This is a genomic window from Leptospira kmetyi serovar Malaysia str. Bejo-Iso9, from assembly GCF_000243735.2.
In the GTDB taxonomy this organism is placed as follows: Bacteria; Spirochaetota; Leptospiria; order Leptospirales; family Leptospiraceae; genus Leptospira; species Leptospira kmetyi.
In genome coordinates, this window is record NZ_AHMP02000003.1 from 410,944 (window position 1) to 429,132 (window position 18,189).

Annotated in this window: 16 protein-coding genes; 8 read left to right on the top strand and 8 right to left on the bottom strand. The window is 46.1% G+C overall.

Annotation, left to right across the window (positions count from 1 at the left end):
- Positions 1-123 precede the first annotated feature (123 nt).
- Positions 124-933 carry a PALP domain-containing protein gene (locus LEP1GSC052_RS04280; protein WP_010574588.1) on the top strand — a complete coding sequence of 270 codons (810 nt, stop codon included), beginning with the start codon at positions 124-126 and terminating at the stop codon, positions 931-933.
- Positions 934-989: 56 nt separating this feature from the next.
- Here the strand turns inward: LEP1GSC052_RS04280 and LEP1GSC052_RS04285 are convergent, their stop codons facing one another.
- The 4 genes from LEP1GSC052_RS04285 to LEP1GSC052_RS04305 all read right to left on the bottom strand — a co-directional run bounded on the left by LEP1GSC052_RS04285 (position 990) and on the right by LEP1GSC052_RS04305 (position 4,921).
- Positions 990-1,391 carry a nuclear transport factor 2 family protein gene (locus LEP1GSC052_RS04285; protein ID WP_010574589.1) on the bottom strand — a complete coding sequence of 134 codons (402 nt, stop codon included), beginning with the start codon at positions 1,389-1,391 and terminating at the stop codon, positions 990-992.
- A 186-nt stretch (positions 1,392-1,577) separates the two neighbouring features.
- The gene (locus LEP1GSC052_RS04295) at positions 1,578-2,309 is read right to left on the bottom strand and encodes a succinate dehydrogenase/fumarate reductase iron-sulfur subunit (protein WP_010574591.1); all 732 of its coding nucleotides are present in this window, start codon (positions 2,307-2,309) and stop codon (positions 1,578-1,580) included.
- On the bottom strand, positions 2,309-4,222 hold the full coding sequence (locus tag LEP1GSC052_RS04300) for a fumarate reductase/succinate dehydrogenase flavoprotein subunit (RefSeq protein ID WP_010574592.1): 1,914 nt from the start codon (positions 4,220-4,222) through the stop codon (positions 2,309-2,311). The genes LEP1GSC052_RS04295 and LEP1GSC052_RS04300 overlap by 1 nt, the downstream gene beginning before the upstream one ends.
- An 18-nt stretch (positions 4,223-4,240) precedes the next feature.
- Positions 4,241-4,921: a hypothetical protein gene (locus LEP1GSC052_RS04305; RefSeq protein WP_010574593.1), complete on the bottom strand. Its 681-nt coding sequence runs from the start codon at positions 4,919-4,921 to the stop codon at positions 4,241-4,243.
- Positions 4,922-5,194: 273 nt separating this feature from the next.
- On the opposite strand from LEP1GSC052_RS04305, the gene LEP1GSC052_RS04310 reads away from it, so the two are divergent.
- From LEP1GSC052_RS04310 to LEP1GSC052_RS04335, 6 genes are all read left to right on the top strand, one after another.
- A complete protein-coding gene (locus tag LEP1GSC052_RS04310) occupies positions 5,195-6,730 on the top strand; it encodes an aldo/keto reductase (protein WP_020986016.1) in 1,536 nt (511 codons plus the stop codon).
- Positions 6,720-7,184: a DUF309 domain-containing protein gene (locus tag LEP1GSC052_RS04315; protein ID WP_010574594.1), complete on the top strand. Its 465-nt coding sequence runs from the start codon at positions 6,720-6,722 to the stop codon at positions 7,182-7,184. The genes LEP1GSC052_RS04310 and LEP1GSC052_RS04315 overlap by 11 nt, the downstream gene beginning before the upstream one ends.
- 1 nt (position 7,185) lies before the next feature.
- Positions 7,186-8,067: an alpha/beta fold hydrolase gene (locus LEP1GSC052_RS04320; protein ID WP_010574595.1), complete on the top strand. Its 882-nt coding sequence runs from the start codon at positions 7,186-7,188 to the stop codon at positions 8,065-8,067.
- A gap of 254 nt (positions 8,068-8,321) precedes the next feature.
- The gene (locus LEP1GSC052_RS04325; protein ID WP_156892141.1) at positions 8,322-9,182 is read left to right on the top strand and encodes an LA_0442/LA_0875 N-terminal domain-containing protein; all 861 of its coding nucleotides are present in this window, start codon (positions 8,322-8,324) and stop codon (positions 9,180-9,182) included.
- A 10-nt stretch (positions 9,183-9,192) separates the two neighbouring features.
- On the top strand, positions 9,193-10,506 hold the full coding sequence (locus LEP1GSC052_RS04330) for an LIC11996 family lipoprotein (RefSeq protein WP_020986308.1): 1,314 nt from the start codon (positions 9,193-9,195) through the stop codon (positions 10,504-10,506).
- Positions 10,507-10,593: 87 nt separating this feature from the next.
- Positions 10,594-10,809 carry a hypothetical protein gene (locus LEP1GSC052_RS04335; RefSeq protein ID WP_010574598.1) on the top strand — a complete coding sequence of 72 codons (216 nt, stop codon included), beginning with the start codon at positions 10,594-10,596 and terminating at the stop codon, positions 10,807-10,809.
- Positions 10,810-10,899: 90 nt separating this feature from the next.
- Here LEP1GSC052_RS04335 and LEP1GSC052_RS04340 read toward each other — a convergent pair whose 3' ends face one another.
- The 3 genes from LEP1GSC052_RS04340 to serA all read right to left on the bottom strand — a co-directional run bounded on the left by LEP1GSC052_RS04340 (position 10,900) and on the right by serA (position 13,316).
- The gene (locus LEP1GSC052_RS04340) at positions 10,900-11,346 is read right to left on the bottom strand and encodes a PaaI family thioesterase (protein ID WP_084492195.1); all 447 of its coding nucleotides are present in this window, start codon (positions 11,344-11,346) and stop codon (positions 10,900-10,902) included.
- A gap of 306 nt (positions 11,347-11,652) precedes the next feature.
- Positions 11,653-11,958 carry a hypothetical protein gene (locus LEP1GSC052_RS04345; protein ID WP_010574600.1) on the bottom strand — a complete coding sequence of 102 codons (306 nt, stop codon included), beginning with the start codon at positions 11,956-11,958 and terminating at the stop codon, positions 11,653-11,655.
- A gap of 134 nt (positions 11,959-12,092) precedes the next feature.
- Positions 12,093-13,316, bottom strand: a complete 1,224-nt coding sequence (gene serA / locus LEP1GSC052_RS04350) for a phosphoglycerate dehydrogenase (protein WP_020986482.1) — start codon at positions 13,314-13,316, stop codon at positions 12,093-12,095.
- 43 nt (positions 13,317-13,359) lie between these two features.
- On the opposite strand from serA, the gene LEP1GSC052_RS04355 reads away from it, so the two are divergent.
- Positions 13,360-14,001, top strand: a complete 642-nt coding sequence (locus tag LEP1GSC052_RS04355) for a hypothetical protein (RefSeq protein ID WP_208855704.1) — start codon at positions 13,360-13,362, stop codon at positions 13,999-14,001.
- Positions 14,002-14,326: 325 nt separating this feature from the next.
- Here LEP1GSC052_RS04355 and LEP1GSC052_RS04360 read toward each other — a convergent pair whose 3' ends face one another.
- On the bottom strand, positions 14,327-18,040 hold the full coding sequence (locus LEP1GSC052_RS04360; protein ID WP_010574602.1) for a tetratricopeptide repeat protein: 3,714 nt from the start codon (positions 18,038-18,040) through the stop codon (positions 14,327-14,329).
- Between the last annotated feature and the right edge of the window lie 149 nt (positions 18,041-18,189).

The window sequence follows — 18,189 nt, forward strand, 5'->3', positions numbered from 1 at the left end:
CTGATCGAAACGAATCTTCGAAATCACTTTCTTTCGGAACTTACCGCGACGGAAACATCGCCGTTATCGTCGCTCCGATCCTCTTTTCGGATTCAAACCGTATCTTTCCAAAACGACTCGGAGATGTCGATTCTCCGGGACGATCGTCTTGCCTTCGGAGCAGGAACCAAGGCCCGAAAGTTTTTCGGGATTCACAGCGAACTCGAAACGAAAAAGATCCGATCGATCGTTCTCCAGGGAGAATTGCATAGCAACGCGTTAGGCGCGTTTTCTTTTTTGTTCCGCGTTTTCGGCTATGAGGTTTACACGATCGCTTATGCGCGAAATCTTTTCAAGGTCACCGCAAATTCCGTTCTCGTTAAAAGAAATTCTCATCGTTTGGAAATCTTTTCTTCCCGAAAAGAATGGGAGAATCGAATCGAATCGTTTTCGACAACAAATGAAGAATCCGTTTTGATTCCGGAATACGGGATGTGTTCCGCGGCGACGAACGGTCTCGATTTCCTTTGGAAACGGATTCAAATTTCCGAATATGATCGTTTGGTGTTGGATATCGGCTCGGGTTTGGTTTGGCTTTCCGCGAACTATTCTTTCGGAAAAAGGATTCCGATCTACGGGGTCAGCGTCGGTTTGCCCAAGAGAAAGATGATTCCTTGGCTCGAAGAAAAACAAAAGTCGCTCGGATTTACAAATTTCGTTTTGGATTCGGAAAAAATCATAGAATCTCCGTTCTCATCCGGATTCGGATCGGAGAATCCGCAAGTTTTAGAATATTCAAAATCCTTTTATCAGAAAAACGGAATTCTTTTGGAGCCGATTTATTCCGCAAATTCCGTAGCGGCCGTTCAAAGCCGGATCGATTCGGGAGAATGGAAAGGCCGCACTTTGTATCTGCATCAAGGCGGTCTTTTGAATTTTTTAGATCGTTTCTAAACGATGCGAACGTAGGTAAGGGCTTGCGAACGCGTTTCGTTTAACTTTCTTTCTTTTTACACAAACGGTTCGAAACAATCGTAGTTTTTCTGTCTGAAAATTTTGCCGTCTTTGAACTCGAAGATCATACAAAAATACGCCTTCAAATTTTGATCCGCTTGAAACGGTCCTAAGTCCGTTTTGACCGTCGCTTCCCAGTCGGCTTCCACTACGGCGGTATTTCCGATTTCCATAAAGTTTCGGATTTTCATGGATTGTCGTTTGAGAAGATTTTTGCCCGCGGGCATTCTTTGGAGAAGAGTTTCGAAATCGCTGGTTGTGATCGTTTTTGTAAGAGCGTTCGGATATTCGATTTGTTCGATTTCCGCATGGAAAATCGTTTCAAATTCTTTTCTTTCTAAGACGAAGTCGGAAAGAAGTTTTAGATACGTTTCTATGATTTGTCTTTGTTCGCTCATGATGAGAAAATCAAAAACATTCTTTTTTTTGCAATTGTTTCTCGGAGGAGAATTCTACGGTTCTATAATTTCGAGGTAAGAAAAGTTTCAGGAGCGAGAAGTATGGATCGGGATCTGCAGACTGCGATCCAATCAAAAAGCCGCCCAAGCAGGCGGCTTTTTTCAAAACGGCTTTCGGAATTCTTCTTAAGAAAGAATGTAATCCCGGTTCATCGTGCGGATAAAATCCCTTTTGATCGATTTCGGACACACCGCTTCGCATTCGTATTGGTTTGTGCAATTTCCGAATCCTTCCTCGTCCATTGCGTTGATCATTTTTTTCACGCGTTCTTTTTGTTCCACTTTTCCTTGTGGTAAAAGACCGAGGTGAGTGATCTTTGCGGATACGAACAACATCGCACTCGCGTTTTTGCAGGAAGCGACACAAGCCCCGCATCCGATACAAGTCGCGGCGTCCATCGCAACGTCCGCATCCACTTTAGGAATCGGTAATGCGTTTGCGTCCGGAGCCCCGCCGGTGTTAATGCTGATAAAACCTCCGGATTGGATGATTCTATCGAACGCGCTTCTGTCCACGACGAGATCCTTGATGACGGGAAACGCCTTCGCTCTCCAAGGTTCCACATAGACGGTGTCTCCGTCTTTGAAGGAACGCATGTGCAACTGACAAGAAGTAACTCCTTGGTGCGGTCCGTGCGCTTGTCCGTTGATCATGAGGTTGCAAGAACCGCAGATTCCCTCGCGACAATCGTGTTCAAACGCGATCGGATCGTCCCCTTTGGTAATGAGTTCTTCGTTGACTACGTCGAGCATTTCCAAGAAAGACATGTTCGGGGAAATATCTTTCGCATCGTAGTCTACGATCTTTCCCTTTTCTTCTCCGCTCTTTTGTCTCCAGACTTTGAGTTTCAGATCCATTATTTATAACTCCTTGTAGCGAGGTGAACGTTTTCGAACTCCAGTTTTTCTCTGTGTTCGGTCGGCTTTTTATCGACTCCGTTGAATTCCCAAGCGGTCGCGTGACAGAATTTATCGTCGTTCCGTTTCGCTTCTCCCTCTTCTTGGTATTCTTCTCGGAAGTGACCTCCGCAGGATTCTTCTCTTGTGAGCGCGTCCAAACAGAGAAGTTCTCCGAATTCGAGGAAGTCCGCGACTCTTCCCGCTTTTTCAAGCGATTGGTTGAGTTCGACTCCGCTTCCGGGAACGTTTACGTTTTGCCAGAATTCTTCTCTGATCTTAGGAATTTCGGCGATTGCTTCTCTCAAACCTTTGTCGTTACGCGCCATTCCGCACTTGTCCCACATCAGTTTACCGAGTTGTCGGTGGAAAGAATCAACGGTTCTTTTTCCCTTGATGGAAAGAAGTTTTTTCGTGGTTTCTTCCGCGTCGTTCAACGCCTTCTTCGCTTCCGGATGATCTTCTTTCGGATGAGAACCGAATCCCACTCCCGCGAGATAGTTTCCGATCGTATAAGGAAGAATGAAATATCCGTCCGCAAGTCCCTGCATCAGCGCCGAAGCTCCGAGGCGGTTCGCACCGTGATCGGAGAAGTTCGCTTCACCGATTACGAAAAGACCGGGAAGGTTGCTCATCAGGTTGTAATCTACCCAAAGACCTCCCATGGTGTAGTGAACCGCAGGATAAATTCTCATCGGTTGTTTGTATGGGTTTTCACCGGTAATCTGTTCATACATCTGGAAGAGGTTTTCGTAACGGTCGCGGATCTTCGGTTCTCCGAGTCTTCGGATCGAATCCGCGAAGTCGAGATACACACCTTGACCGGATTCTCCCACGCCGAGTCCGGCGTCGCAGGCTTCTTTCGCCGCACGGGACGCGATATCACGAGGGGAAAGGTTTCCGTAACTTGGATATTTTCTTTCGAGATAATAATCTCTTTCGGATTCAGGGATATCCGCTGGGTTGCGAGTATCGCCTTTCTTTTTGGGAACCCAGATTCTTCCGTCGTTTCTGAGAGACTCGGACATCAGAGTCAGCTTGGATTGATGATCTCCCGACACGGGAATACAAGTCGGGTGAATCTGCGTATAACATGGGTTTGCGAAGAACGCTCCTTTTTTGTGAGCCTTCCAAGTCGCGGTTACGTTACAACCTTTTGCGTTTGTGGAAAGGAAGAATACGTTTCCGTATCCGCCGGTTCCGAGTACGACCGCGTCGGCCATATGAGTCGAAAGTTTTCCGGTTACGAGATCGCGAACCACGATTCCTTTTGCGTGACCGTCGATTACGATCAGTTCGACCATTTCCGTTCTCGGATACATCTTCACGGCGCCGAGACCGATCTGACGAGAAAGAGCGGAATAAGCTCCGAGTAAAAGCTGTTGTCCGGTTTGACCTTTTGCGTAGAAGGTTCTGGAAACCTGAGCGCCGCCGAAAGAACGGTTGGAAAGATGTCCGCCGTATTCTCTCGCGAAAGGAACTCCTTGCGCGACACACTGATCGATGATGTTCACCGAAACTTCCGCCAAACGATGGACGTTCGCTTCTCTGGCGCGGAAGTCTCCACCCTTAACGGTGTCGTAGAACAATCGATGAACGGAGTCTCCGTCGTTTTGATAATTCTTAGCCGCGTTGATTCCCCCTTGAGCCGCGATACTGTGCGCTCTACGAGGACTGTCTTGAAAACAGAATGTCTTCACATTATAACCGAGTTCTGCGAGAGTCGCGGAAGCGGAAGCTCCTGCAAGACCGGAACCGACTACGATGATGTTGAATTTTCTTTTGTTAGCGGGGTTGACCAACTTGATGTTGGCCTTGTGATTGGACCATTTTTGTTCAATCGAGCCGCTTGGAATTTTAGAATCTAAACTCATGAAAGTTTCTCCAAAAAATTACGGATGAACGTATCCCAGCCAAATCGAAAGCGGGATGGAAGTGTTGCCGATAAAAATGATCAGAGCGAAAAGAATCGCTCCGGCTTTGATCTTTCCGCTCAGTTCCGGAGTACTGAGGCCGAGTGTTTGAAACACGCTGGCAACTCCGTGGCTGATATGAGAAGCGAGAAGGAACATCGCGAAGATGTAAGAACCCGCAACGATCGGATTTTGAAAACCGAGGATCACCATCGTAAAAACATCGTGTCTACCCTTGGAATCGGTCATCGCAAAATGATCCGGGTTCGTAACACCGAGCGTAAAGTGAAGAAGGTGATAGACAATAAAGGAAAAAATTAAGAGTCCCGTTAATGCCATGGTTCTGGAAGCGAGTGAAGCCTGAACCGTGTTCTTTTTTGCGTAGGGAACCGGGCGAGCCTGTTTATTCTCGATGGAAAGTTTTATCGCGTAGTAAACGTGTATGATAAAGCTAACGATCAGAATGATTCTGGCAACCCAGAGAAGAGGGGCAATATCTCTAAGTGATTGGCCGTATGCGTTGATTTTTTCTTGTCCTAGGAAGATCTGAAGATTTCCCAACATATGAACAACCACAAAGCCGAAATAAACGAGTCCGGTCGCCGCCACGAGAGTTTTTCTCCCGATGGAAGACCGGAGATATCCAGCCTTAAAATCCATTACATTTTCTCCTGTTTGTTTGGTGGAAAGAATTCATCGAAAAATTAGAATGATTCGAAAAAGTCGGCTCAAAGGCCCACTTTCTATAAATTAGGGTAAAAAAGCGAGTTGGGACGAAAAGCATTTTTATTCGGTAGGGAAAAAATTGATACGGAACCATAAAGTTATTAAGATTCTTTCTCAATTAGAAAATCAAGAAGTGGAAATCCGCTCGCTTGAGAATTTTGTGCGTCGCGTAACGAGCGTTTTTTGTAAGATCCAAAGGATAAAATCATGACTCAATCCGATCCATTCCAAGTTCTTTATCAACGGGACGTACTGAAAGGAGCATCCGATCTCCAAGCTACGAAAGAATATTCGGAAAATTCTCCCTTGATTCGAAACGTCGCGGACAAGGACCAGATTCTAAATCCGTATTTCGAATTTCGAGGAAGAATTCTTTCCCGAATCGCGTTCGGATGTTATCGAGTCGGACTCGAATCTCCCGAACACGAAGACGCGATGGAACTTTCTTTTACGGAAGGGTTCAACGTGATCGATACTTCTTCGAATTACGGAAACGGAGAAAGCGAAAGTTTAGTGGGAAAGGTTCTCCGAAAAAAAATCCAAAAGGGAGAATTAAAACGCGAGAACGTTTTTATTGTCACCAAAGCGGGTTATATCCAGGGAAGAAATCTTCAGATCGTAACCGAACTCGAAAAAGAGAACCGCGAATTTCCGGAGATCACGTATTATTCAGAAGGATGTTACCATTGCATTCATCCTTTGTTTTTGGAGGATCAACTCGAACGATCCCTCAAACGTCTCGGGCTTGAAACCGTGGACGTGTTTCTGCTTCACAACCCGGAATACTTTTTGATGGACCGAGAGAAGCATAACGTGCCCAAGGAAAAGGCCGCCGAACAATATTACGAAAGAATCAAGAACGCTTTCCGTTTTCTGGAACAAAAAAGAAAGGAAGGAAAGATCGTTTACTACGGAATTTCCTCCAATACCTTTCCGGAAGATCCGGAAAAATACACGGCCACTTCGCTTAACAAAATTTTGAAAATCGCGAATGAGATTCAAAAAGAACTCGGTTTGAAAGAATCCGGTTTTGCTGTCGTTCAGTTTCCGGGAAATCTTTTGGAAAGCGGTTTTCTCGAATCGAAGTTCGAAGGAAAAAATCTGATCTCCATCATCCGAGAGAATGGTCTTTTGCCTCTCGTCAATCGTCCGTTAAACGCCATCTCCGAAGCGGGAAGCATTCGCAGACTTGCATACGATCCTTCCAAAAAAAGCGAGGACGTTTTAAAACTTCTCAGGGAAGAATTGAACGGAATCTACGAACGGGAACAAAACCTTCTTTCCATCTTAGCCCAAGGTTCGTATAAATATACGTTTCGAAGCGTGACCGAACCGTATTTGGATCAGTTTCAAAATCAGGATCATCTGGGTCAGTTTTTGGAAAGAACCGTGATTCCGATCGTTCAACAACTCGTTTCTCAAGTGGAAAAAGTAGGCGGGGTGGAAACCCAAAGCGAATACATCGAGGTTTTAAACAGAGCGCTTCCGATTTTGGAGCGGTATGTCCTTCAGAAAAACGTTCAGGACAAAAGCGAACTGTATGAGAAAATTCTAACATACTATCCTCAGTACAAAGGCTGGAATCTTTCTTCGGTGGCTCTTCATTTACTCCATTCTTCCTTGGGAGAAGGGGTCGTACTTCTGGGTATGAGAAGAACGGAATACGTTGAGAACGCGATTCGGTCCTTTGCCGCTCCCGCGAGCGAGATTCAACCGAAGGATTGGAAACGTTTTGAAATTTGATCCGGAGATCGTAGAACTTTTCGAACATATCACCGCGACGAACGATCCCGAGCTTACGATCGACTTCGCTTATCAAAACGCGGAACGGTTGTTTCACGAGGGAAAATATTTCGAGGCGCACGAGGTTTTGGAGTTTCAGTGGAAAAAGGATTTCGGTCCGAGAAAAACTTTTTTGCAGGGGCTCATTCAACTTTCAGTTTCGCTTCACAAAATCTACGTGAAACCGAACGGACGGGGCTCTAGGATGCAGGCGGAAAAGGCCAAGGAAAAATTCGAATCCCTTCTACATTCTTCCGCATTAAACGGACTTGGGAAGAAGGAAACGTTAGACTTGCTTGCCGATCTGGACGGAATTTTAGGTCTTTACGACGGAGACGAACTTCATCCGGAAAGAGTTTCTGCTTTCAGGATTCCGAGGATTCCGAAAGATTGGCGGGAATTATTCAGGGGCTGACATGGGCGAAATCGAAAACGGTTTTTTTCAATCCGGCGGATACAATCTTTCCTATAAGATCCACAAAAACGGAAAAAAGGAAGCGATCCTTCTTTTTCACGGATTTCAGGACGCATCCGATACGTTTCTCTATCAGTTTCCGTTTCTATCGGAACATTTCGATATATATCGATTTGATTATAGAGGTCACGGAGATTCAGATTGGCTTCGGGAAGGAAATTATCATTTCATCCAAACCCTCGTGGACGTAAAGACGTTCGTCTCCAAGTTTCTTCCGGAAAAGTTTCACATCTTAGGACATTCCATGGGCGGAGGAATCGGAGCGCGGTTCGCGGGAATTTATCCCGAACGAATCCAAAGCGTCGTTTGTCTCGAGGGTTTTATGTCGATCCAAACCCCCGAGTTCGAAAAAAAACGTCTCAAGGTTTGGCTCGACACTTTGGAAAACAACGAGGTGGGAACCAAGGATCGGAAGAATAAAAGTTTTTCGAGTCTCGACGAATTGACTCTTCGTTTAAAACCGATTTATCCGAGATTGGATTTGGAAAAGGTTCGAGATTTGGCAAGTTATCTTTCCAAAAAAACGGACGGAGGCTTTCAATGGAAAAACGATCCTCTCTACAAAAGGGGTTTTCCATTCGTGTTTTCTCCGTATTTAACGAGATATCTTTGGGAATCGATCGCGTCTCCGACCATGATTATCTACGGAAAAGAAACACATCTGATGCCGGAGAATCGAGAGGAGATTCTTTCCCATTTTAAATTTTTGGAATACGTTGAAATGGAGAATGCGGGTCACAACATGCACCACGATCAACCCGAAAAACTCAAAGAATTGTTATACGACTTTTACGGAAGACACGGTTTTATTTCCAAGACCTGAACGAAAAAGAACGAAAGCCAATCGACCCGATACCAGAACGACTTCACCGAAAGACGGTCGATTTCGTTTATCATTTCGCTTAGTTTTTACGCTGTTCGATCAAGAAAACGCAGTTCGGGGTTCCGGACGCCGAATTACAATTCGATTCTGAAAACAAAAAGTTATTGATAACGACGCTCGAATTGCGTTATGATCTACGGAAAAGAAATTTCCGAATTTTTCCGCGTAAAAAATCGAGAATTCTTTTTTCTAAAATTCCGGCGGAGTTTTTTTTGAAGAACAGAACGGCTTCCTCATTTCGATCGATTCTCATCCTACTCGTTTTCTTTTCCGTTCCTCTTTGGAGCGCGCAAACCATTCTTCTGAAGAACGGATCTTCCATCAAAGGGGACGTCACCGGACAAAACGAAAAAACTCTCACCGTTCGAACCGAGAACGGTGTGCAGACGATTTCCAAAAGAAGCATTCTCAAGGTGATTTACAAAGACGTAAACGAAGAGGAAGCAAAGAGAATTCGCCAAGAGGAAGAAAACAAAATCCGGGAAGCGAAATCCGCGGAAGAAAAAAAGAAAATCGAAGAGGAAGCGATCGTCCAAAAGCCGGAACCGAAATTGTCCGGAACGAGAAGTCGCTGGAGCCTCGTTTGGAGATCCGCGGTTCTTCCGGGTTGGGGTCATTACAAAGCCGAACGAAAGAAAACCGCGATCGTTTACGGAACCTTATTTTGGAGCGGCGTGATCGCAACCGCGTTTGCCTCTCAACAAATCGGACAAAAAAAATCCGAATACGAAAGTTCCACTCTGATCGCTCAGGCTTCGGGCAATTTATTGTTCGGAGAATTGGTCGTAAGCGGCAAACGGGCCGAGTATAAAAAATCGATCCAAGACTATCAGAATGTCGTCGCGGGAACCGCTTTGATTTACCTGATTCAACTGACTCATTCTTACTTTACCGGAATTTCTTGGGAACAGGAGGAAGTCGCCGTAACTCCGGACGGTTCCATTCTCAAAAAAGGAATCCAACTGGATTCCATGAGGGAAACGAATCCGTTCAACGCAAACTCGATCGGCTCCGTCGGATGGAGAGCGGAAGCCCGTTACAACTGGTTTTTTTAAGGAATTGCTTATGAAACGATATTATTCTATTCTAATATTACTTTCTCTTTTGAACTGTTATAAATTCCAAGAGAGCGCTCTCGATCCTACGGGAACGTTCAGCATTCTACGGACTTTTTTTTCCGGGTCGACCGGTTATACGAATTTTATGATGAATCAATACGGCGCCTTTAAGGGAGCCGGGTTGGACATCTACGTTTCGTATGTAAAAAGAAACTTCGGAGCGGACAGCCCGAAGAATCGAATCGATCTGATCATTGCGGATTCTCAGACGACTACGATGATTCCGACGAACGTACCTATGACCGGTTCTCAGATTACGAGTATGGTGGGATACGGATATACCGCCGGTAACTCTACCAATAAATTCGCGATTCTGTTCGAAGTGAACGACTTCGGTTCCTATCAATATTACTATTGGGTCGGTTCCGCGCTTCCTTCTTCCGGAAGTAGAATGACCTTTACGCCGTTTACTCCTCCGGTTGCGGGCGTTCCGATCGTAGGTTTCGGTCCGTTTAACGTGGGCGCTGTGGAAAAACTCGTCTTCTGTCAGAAGTTGGGAGCGAGCACTCCTACCTGTTACAATACGAACAGCGATTTTACGAACTTACAAACGATCGCCGGTCCGGTTCCGACCTCTTGTACGACCGTGTACAATAACGGTTCCGTGGGTTGGTGTTTGGATTCGATTACGGGAAGCAGTTATTCGTTCTATTCAACGAACGGCGGGGTTGCGGCCTTTGGGGGACCGACTCCGATTACGCTGGTTTCCAACTTTAGATCGGGTGCGTATTCGAATTCGGGTTTGAACAGTTTTTTCGTTTCTCCGATCGGAACCGAATCGCATTACGTCGAACACGGGACCGCAACCTTGAGAATCACTTCCACGTTCGGAGATTTGACTTCTTTGGGCGCGTTGACTTCTCCCGGAAACTCGTATCAACAAGTGATCCCGATGGCCGCGATCGCGAGCACCGATTCCATCTATCCCGTTCGCGGTTTTGTAAACGGTTCCTTTTCATATCTTACGTTTATAGCAAACGCAACCGGTGGAACCAGCACTCCGTATGCGTTTAAGAGCAACGACTTGGGAGCCACTTGGACTCAACTCAACCAGAGTAGTCTTGCGTTACCCGCGCCCGCGTATCCGACGGATCCCGTGCCGAGTTATACGTCCGCTCTCGGTTTTTTTGCGACGAGTACGGGCGGGGACAAACTGCATAACTTCGTGAACATCGAGGGGGACGGTTTGAAACGTTATATGTCCGTGGACAACGGAGCGACTTGGACTTTGCTCGAAGCGATTCCGCTCACTTCCGAATAAATTTTTTTTGTCTCATTGAGAAAAAAAAGCTTGTACTTTCCTCCTTACTCCTAGAACATCCTTTCAACAATTTTAAAGGATGTTTCCATGCAAGAACAGGGTGCAAAGTTCAAGAGCCAGTTAGAAAGATATATTAACTACCGCGGGATCGATATCGTCCTGCATCTCAAAGACGGTTCTCGCGTGGAATTGGATCGTAATCGTAAAATGGTAGGCGAACAAATCGTCTATTTCCCTTCTAAGAACCTTTCCAGCGCGGTGGAACTCGCAAGCATCAGCCGCGCGGAGTTTTTCGTAGCCTAAAAACGATCTTCGAAGAAGACTAAAGTCGATCCGGAACCGTTTCGGTTTAAAATGCGAACGGTTTCTGAAAAATTAGAGAATTAGAATGTTCTAATTCTCTAATTTAACGACCCAAGTCGAGTAAAGTTCCGCAACCAGATCGCCTTCTTCGTCGAAGGCCTTGGAAACGAGCTTTACCACGGAACGTTTTTGGTCCGTGATCTCGCTCGTAACCTTCAAGGTGCCGCCCAATACTTTTTTGAGGTATTTGATTTCGGCCGCCGCGGTCGCCATAAACTTATACTTCAATTCCGAGGCTCGGATCCAAGAAGCCATGGCAGCGCCCGCGGAACTATCCATAGCCGCAAAAAGCGCGCCCCCGTGAACGATCTTGACCGGATTGTAAAAGGATTCGTCGACCGTAAGTTCGTATTCGCTTTTCCCTTCGCTCGCGGAGAGGATTTTATATCCGATCTTACTGGAGAATCTGTCTTCTGCTTGAAAATACTCGGTGAACTCTTTTGTGTTCGCTTCCGGCATAGTTGAGAATGGGTTCATATACGATGATATTTTTTCCCGAAGAATTTTCTGTCAATCCAAGGTAGTAGAACGGAATCAAACTCAGCTTACAAAGGAATATACGATACGTAGATTGCAACCAAATGCAAACTATTAGTTTGACATCAAAATTTTTAAACTTGGATGAAGAAGATGAAAGCGGGTCAAAAGGTTCGGTTCTTATAAAAGAGTCGTTGATTTTTTAAAATTCGACGGCGAGCTTCGTTTCTTTCCGAGTTTGAGAAACAAGGAAAGAAACCTGGAAACACTTACGGAAGAACGTTATGCGTTCTTTCTTTATCTTTTTTAGGAAAGGTCTCGGATCAAATCCTCGATTTCTTGAACCTTGGTGAAATCTCTTTCGGTGTAGTTCAGATAGAGGTCGTATTCCGATCCGGAGATTTTTTCGCAACGGATCACTTTGACCGGAATCTGAATCGCTCCGGACAGACTGATCGTTCCGAGTTTCAGCTCCAAAACCGTTCCCGGTTCTACGGGAGAATCGGTTCTATGGAGCAGACCTTTCAGAATATTCTCAGCCAGCCGAAGACTCTGATCGGCGAGTTCGCTCAGGTAGACGGTGATTGTGTTTGGGATTCTGTTATAGTGCATAGCACAATAGTAAAGAATCCCATTTGATTCGATCAAGCAAAATTCAAAAATTTCTTTCTTAGGACGATGTTTTTTATATTACATTTCCATTATATTTACATTTTGGCAAATCGCTTTACGTTAAGGCAGATTGTTCAGTAAAGAATCCGAGTTTTGATCGAAAACGGGTGTTTTTCGATTTTTTCCTTCAACTCGTCTCCCACGGATTTGTCGATCACCATAGAAAGATAACCGATTTCCGCACTGGTCCCTAAGTGTTGCGAGCTGATGTTCGCTCCGATTTCGGAAACCATGGAGTTGATATCCTTCAAAAAGCCGGGTTGGTTTTTGTGAACGTTCAAAATTCTATAATGACCGGAAGGCAAAGGAGTGATTTCCAAATTCGGAAAATTTACGGAGAAGGTCGTGGAACCGTTGTTTACGAATTTGAGTAACTTGCTCGCGACTTCGGAACCGATATTCTTTTGTGCTTCTTCCGTACTTCCCCCGATATGAGGAGTCAGAATCACGTTAGGCAAATTCTGCATCGGAGTTAAGAAGGGATCGTTGTTCGATTCGGGTTCTTCGGGGAATACGTCGATTCCCGCACCCGCGATATGACCGGACTTGATCGCTTCGGCAAGGGCTTCAAGATCCACGACCTTTCCTCGGGAAAGATTGATCATATAAGCGCCTTTTTTGGTGACTTCGATTTCTTTCTTTCCGTAGAGATTCATCGTCTGCGGTGTTTCGGGAACGTGAAACGAGATGAAGTCCGAGTTTCTTAAAAGTTCTTGATAACTTTCCACCGGGGTCGCGTTTCCGAGGGGAAGAACGGTCTGCACGTCATAGTAAATGACTTTCATTCCCATCGCTTCCGCGAGAACGGAAACCTGACTTCCGATATGACCGTATCCTACGATTCCGATCGTTTTTCCGCGAACCTCGAAACAGTTTTTGGAAATCTTATTCCAGATTCCGGAATGTGTGTTTCGAATATGATCGGGAACCCTTCTTGCGAGCATGATGACTTCGGAGATCACGAGTTCCGCGACGGAACGAGTGTTGGAATACGGCGCGTTGAAAACCGGAATTCCTTTTTTTTCGGCTTCGGTTAGATTCACTTGGTTGGTCCCGATACAAAAACAACCGATCGTCAAAAGACGTTTCGCTTTTTCCAAAACGGGCGCGGTCACGTTGGTCTTGCTTCGGATTCCCAAAACGTGAACGTTTTCGATTTCATTCAAGAGCTCTTTTTCCGAAAAAGCCGCAGGAAGAAGACGGACGTTAAAACCGTCTTTCTTGAATAGATTGAACGCGTCTTGGTGGACGTTTTCGAGAAGGAGGACGTTGATCTTATCTTTTGGAAATGAAATCATAGGTAGTACCTAACCAGGGTTTCAAGAGTGCGATTCTCTGAAAATTGAATTTTTCCTCCACGGTTCTTCGAGGAAGAATCCGAAGGAATTTTCTTTCAAATCCAAGGTAGGCCGGAAAAACTGGGGGAAAACTCTCTCGGGGGAGCCTTTGAAGATTCTATTTTTATCCCTTCTTCTTTGTGTCGTTTCGTTTATAGGAATCGGCTGTTCTGGCGATTTAATCCGACAAACCCCGGAACCAGCTCTCGAACAGGTATTATTCAGTTCCGATCCGTTGTGTCCCGGACTTCATCTTTTTTGCTCCAATGGAGATACGAAATCCCTGAGCTTTCGCGGAGTGTTCAAAAATCCGAGTTCGGAAAAGACGCTCTATTTGGATTATTTTTTGAGTTCTTTCGAAGTCAGTTTTCCGATCGGAGTTTCTCTAAAACTCGACGGGACCTGGTTCAATCTTCGCAAAGTCGGAACGGATTATTCCGATTCCATGAGAATTTCCTCTTTGGTTCCTCCGGACGTCGCTGAAAAAATCTTGAACGCGAAGGAAATCACGTTCAGCTTTTCCTCCCGGGAAAAAACGACGAATCAGACCTTTTCCTCCGGTGAAACCGTCAAGTTTCAGGGACTTCTAAAATCTCTTCGTGAAAAAGTGGATTCTCAATCAAAATTGAATATTCTGAATCTTTAAAATTTCTGTATTATAAAAAACGGAACCGGGTCCGGATCGGATTGTGCAAGAACGGAGAACGGACCGGAATTAGTTTGTCGGAATTCCGACAATTTCTCCGTAAATAACGCGCCGACCCTGCGGAGCGACCTGTAGAGAGCTACGCACTGAGTTGATCCAACTCAAACCTCGTTCCTATGGTTACTCGGTTAGGGTGGGGGCGGAAAATTCGGGAAATTTTTCTCTATCACAATATCATACTTTTTGCAAGTAAAAAGTGTGATTCTTGTCGGAACATTCCAAGAAACTAAGGTTCAATACAAAACAGGGTAGGCAGCGGAGAATTCTATTCTCTCGCCAACTTCTTTACGCTGTCGAGCGTCGGGGAAAGCCAGTCTTCGAGAAGCGGATCCTGTCCGATGGCTTCTTTTTTGAACATAAGATCCTTGTTGGACATCGCGATCTCCGAAACCTCGTTGATTTTTCTTGCGGTTTCGATCGCCTTCCAATAGTGTTTCAAAGCTTCCGCGGTATTTCCCTGTTTTTCGTAGACGGCGCCTATGTTGTTGTAAGCGGCGACTAACGTCTGATAGACTTCCTGGTGATACGGATCGTCGGGTTTCGGAAGACCCATGTTTAGAAGTTTTTCTTCCATGTCGTCTTGGACTTTCAGATAATTTCCGAGACTGGCCTTATACTGACCCGTATAAAAGAATGCGTTCGCCTTTCCCATCAAAAGAGTGGAATGATTGTATTCGTCCTCGTCTTCAAAACCGGACCATTCGTTGAGAGAGGCGGCAAAGTCTCCGCTCATATAATCCACCCAACCTTTGAAGTAACGAAGTTCTCTTTGAATTCCGGACGGAAGAGGGGTTCTCCATCTTCGGATCAACGTAAATTCGTTTTCGTCGCTTTGAACCGATTCCGCTTTGGAAAAACCGTCCAAAGAATTTTTAAGTTCCATCGATCTCGTTTTTGCGACGGCGTCCATCGCGGTTCTCGCGCGGAACGGATAAATCTTGCGGCCCGGAAATTCGGTGATCTTATCCTTTTCGTGAATTCCGGCCGCGGATAGATATTGAATTCTCGCCTTATCGAAATAAATACGACCGACGTTTCCTTGGATCAACGTTTCGTCTTCTTCTCTCGCTCCGTAACCCTGTTTGTAGTTCTCGAAACGTTTGAGGGATTCGTTTAACAATTTGTCCGCTTCCCCGAAGTTCGCGAGTCGGATCGCGTTTTCTGCGAGTTCCGTCGACGCGAGATAATGCGCCGGATCTAAGGTTGCGGCCTTTTCGAAGAATCTTCTGGCTTGAATCGATTCTTTGATCGAAGCGAAGTATCTTCCTCTTTGATAATAACCTTCCGCGTAATCCGCGCCGTCGATTTCCACGCCGGTCACCGGATCTTCTTCGGTTTTATGATAGATTAGATCCAGAATTTCGAGCGCGTTGTCGTTGACTTCCATTCCGGAAACCTGATCGACCGGGTTGATATTGTAACGAATTCTTAGTTCCTTTTTATTCAAGTCCGTATAAAACGAAGCGAGTTTGGAAAGAACGTGCAACGAAAGTTTCTTTTCGATGTCCAGATTGTTTTTGATCTGTCTGTGATGGTTGATGACGAACTGAGGATTTCCGTCCTCTTTCCACATTTCGATATAAGTGGAAAGAAGTCCGCCTTGGCCGACCGGGCTAGAAGGATCGATTTCAACGATCTTATTGTAAAAGGACGCGGCTTTGCCGAATTCTCTTCGGTTGTAATAAACCTTTGCGATTCCCGCGGTGGATTCCTCGTCATACGGTTCGTTTCCGTCCGTATAAACCTGTTTGTAAAAGTTGATCGCGAGCTGGTCGTTTTTGTATTTACCGCCGCCTAACGAGGATTCGGTGAACGAAGGCATGATGGAAGAATGGAATCTTCCCAGGTTTCTGTAAGTCGGGTTGTCGTGGATTTGTTTTTCCAAACGCATCACGATATAAGCGCCCGCTTTCATGATTTTTCTTTGAATCCCGTCCTGAGCCACGAGAATCATTCTGTTTTCGTTTCCGATCTTACCGGCTAACGGAAGTTTGGCGTTGTCCCAAATCTGACCTTTGGCAAGAGTGATGATGGGAACCTTCTCGCGTTTATCCCAAGCGTTGGAGGAGGGTTCTTCGCCGCCCGCGCCGAAATCGGGGCTCACTTTGCCGAAAAGTTTTTCAAAGGCACGATCGTATTCTTCGACGCGCGTGTATTCCACGCCGTAGAGATTCAAATATTTCAGATGGTTCGGAAGAATGTTTTCTCCCTTTGCGAAGGATTCTTCCGCTTCGAAAAATTTTTTCTTCCGAGCCTCGCTGTTTTTCGGATAAGCCCCGGCTTCGCGGATCAAGGTCAAACCTTGATCGTAATATTGAGCCGCTTGATTCGGGATGATGAAGTTTCTATAAAATAACGTTCCGCCGACCACGAGAAAGATCGTCGCCGCGATTCCGAGAATCGTTCTTCGGATCGCTTTCTTTTGTCTTTGTAATCCTTCCTTTGTATAAAGAGGATCGGTGGAAATGATCGGAACCCCGTCTTTGGAGAATCCGCTCGTTCTTTGCGAAATAGAAATCGTTTCGCCGAGAACCCCCGAAAGAAAATCGGCGATTTCCTCCGGAGAACTTTCTATTTTAATAAGTTCTAATAAACCCTTTTGATCTCTCGGCGTTAGGCGATCTTGAACGATCGCGTCGATGACCGCACGACGCAGGGTGGGCGGGTATCTGAGAATTTCCTTTTGAATGATCGCGAGTTCTTCGTCTTTGAGTCCCTTGTCGATTTCCTGTTTTTCTTCGCTCGCAAGACCTTGTAAATCCGCTTCGAGACCGAAAGAACTTCCGGAATCGAAATCCCCGCCGCTATCGGAATCCAGATCGGGGCTAAAGGAATCAAAGGAAGAATCCGCTCCGGCCGGGATGTCGGATAACGTATCTTCTTCTGTGGAAGGAACGAAGTCCGCAAACGGATCTTCCGAAACCTGAGCGGAAGAAGCAAGATCCGAAAACGGATCCTGTCCCGCGGGAGAACCTAAATCGCCGAAGTCGGCAAACGGATCGGTTTCCGCGGAAGAAGGACCGGAGTCCATCGGTTGACTGAAAAAATCGTCGTCTCCGCCGCCGGATGGAGTGGGCTCGGAGGACATGAAGTCGTCAAAAGAATCTCCGCCGCCGGATGGTTCTGCGGACATTCCGAAATCGTCTCCGCCGCTTGGAGAATCCAGTCCTCCCATTCCCGCAAACGGATCGGAATCATCCGACGAGGCTTCGGGAGTGGACGTAAAGGAATCCATATCCGCGAAAGGATCTGCGTCTCCGGAAGGAGCGGATGGAGTGGACGCGAAATCGTCCATCGGTTCGCTTCCAAAGTCGGTTCCTCCAAACGGGTCCGCGTCGGAACTCGTATCTCCCATTCCCGCAAACGGATCGGATTCTGCGGAAGGAGCTCCACCGGTCATCTCGTCTAAACCGGCAAATGGATCGGAGGCTTCCGTGCTCGGAGTAGGACCTTCGTCAAAGGAAAAATTGTCGGAAGAAGAAGCGGGAGTTTCTTCAGGAACTCCAAAATCTCCAAACGGATCGGAATCATCCGATGCGGCCGGAGAAGGTTCCGCATCCATTCCGAAATCTCCGAAAGGATCGGCCTCCGCGCTCGGCGCGGGAGATTCTTCCCCGAATGAAAAATCGTCGGAAGAAGGAGAGGACGCGCCTTGTCCCGGTTCTGATAAAAGTTCGTCTAAGTCGATATCGTCGTCTTCAAAAACCTTTGTCGGAGGTTTTTGCGGTCGGGCCGGTTCGGGAGATTCATCGTCGAAATCTCCGTCTTCGTCCGCTTCTGCGGTCGGCTCGTCGGATGGGGTTTCTTCCTCGTCGTCGGAGGAAGGCATTTGCGATCCGTAACCCATCTTCTGACGGAAAACGGAAAGCATCGGATTCAATTCTTCCGAAATATCCGGGTTCTTGGATAGAGGCTGGAGAATAGAACGAACTTGTTCTAATTCCGCTTCGCTAAGTGGGGTAGAATTCGCCTCTGCCATGATATCCTGCTAAATTATATCGGAATCCTTTGAGATTCTCCAAGGAAAAAACTCTTCCGAAAACCGACGAAACCGCAATCGAACCGAAAAAAAATCTTATGTCCTATATCGGGGGCGACTCGATTTCTTTGGAAGCGAATTTCCTTATT

Excerpts from the sequence above, each read along its gene's own strand:
- LEP1GSC052_RS04280 (WP_010574588.1), top strand. The coding sequence starts at position 124 with ATGTCGATTCTCCGGGACGATCGTCTTGCCTTCGGAGCAGGAACCAAG.
- LEP1GSC052_RS04285 (WP_010574589.1), bottom strand. The coding sequence starts at position 1,391 with ATGAGCGAACAAAGACAAATCATAGAAACGTATCTAAAACTTCTTTCC.
- LEP1GSC052_RS04295 (WP_010574591.1), bottom strand. The coding sequence starts at position 2,309 with ATGGATCTGAAACTCAAAGTCTGGAGACAAAAGAGCGGAGAAGAAAAG.
- LEP1GSC052_RS04300 (WP_010574592.1), bottom strand. The coding sequence starts at position 4,222 with ATGAGTTTAGATTCTAAAATTCCAAGCGGCTCGATTGAACAAAAATGG.
- LEP1GSC052_RS04305 (WP_010574593.1), bottom strand. The coding sequence starts at position 4,921 with ATGGATTTTAAGGCTGGATATCTCCGGTCTTCCATCGGGAGAAAAACT.
- LEP1GSC052_RS04310 (WP_020986016.1), top strand. The coding sequence starts at position 5,195 with ATGACTCAATCCGATCCATTCCAAGTTCTTTATCAACGGGACGTACTG.
- LEP1GSC052_RS04320 (WP_010574595.1), top strand. The coding sequence starts at position 7,186 with ATGGGCGAAATCGAAAACGGTTTTTTTCAATCCGGCGGATACAATCTT.
- LEP1GSC052_RS04330 (WP_020986308.1), top strand. The coding sequence starts at position 9,193 with ATGAAACGATATTATTCTATTCTAATATTACTTTCTCTTTTGAACTGT.
- LEP1GSC052_RS04335 (WP_010574598.1), top strand. The coding sequence starts at position 10,594 with ATGCAAGAACAGGGTGCAAAGTTCAAGAGCCAGTTAGAAAGATATATT.
- LEP1GSC052_RS04340 (WP_084492195.1), bottom strand. The coding sequence starts at position 11,346 with ATGAACCCATTCTCAACTATGCCGGAAGCGAACACAAAAGAGTTCACC.
- LEP1GSC052_RS04345 (WP_010574600.1), bottom strand. The coding sequence starts at position 11,958 with ATGCACTATAACAGAATCCCAAACACAATCACCGTCTACCTGAGCGAA.
- serA (WP_020986482.1), bottom strand. The coding sequence starts at position 13,316 with ATGATTTCATTTCCAAAAGATAAGATCAACGTCCTCCTTCTCGAAAAC.
- LEP1GSC052_RS04360 (WP_010574602.1), bottom strand. The coding sequence starts at position 18,040 with ATGGCAGAGGCGAATTCTACCCCACTTAGCGAAGCGGAATTAGAACAA.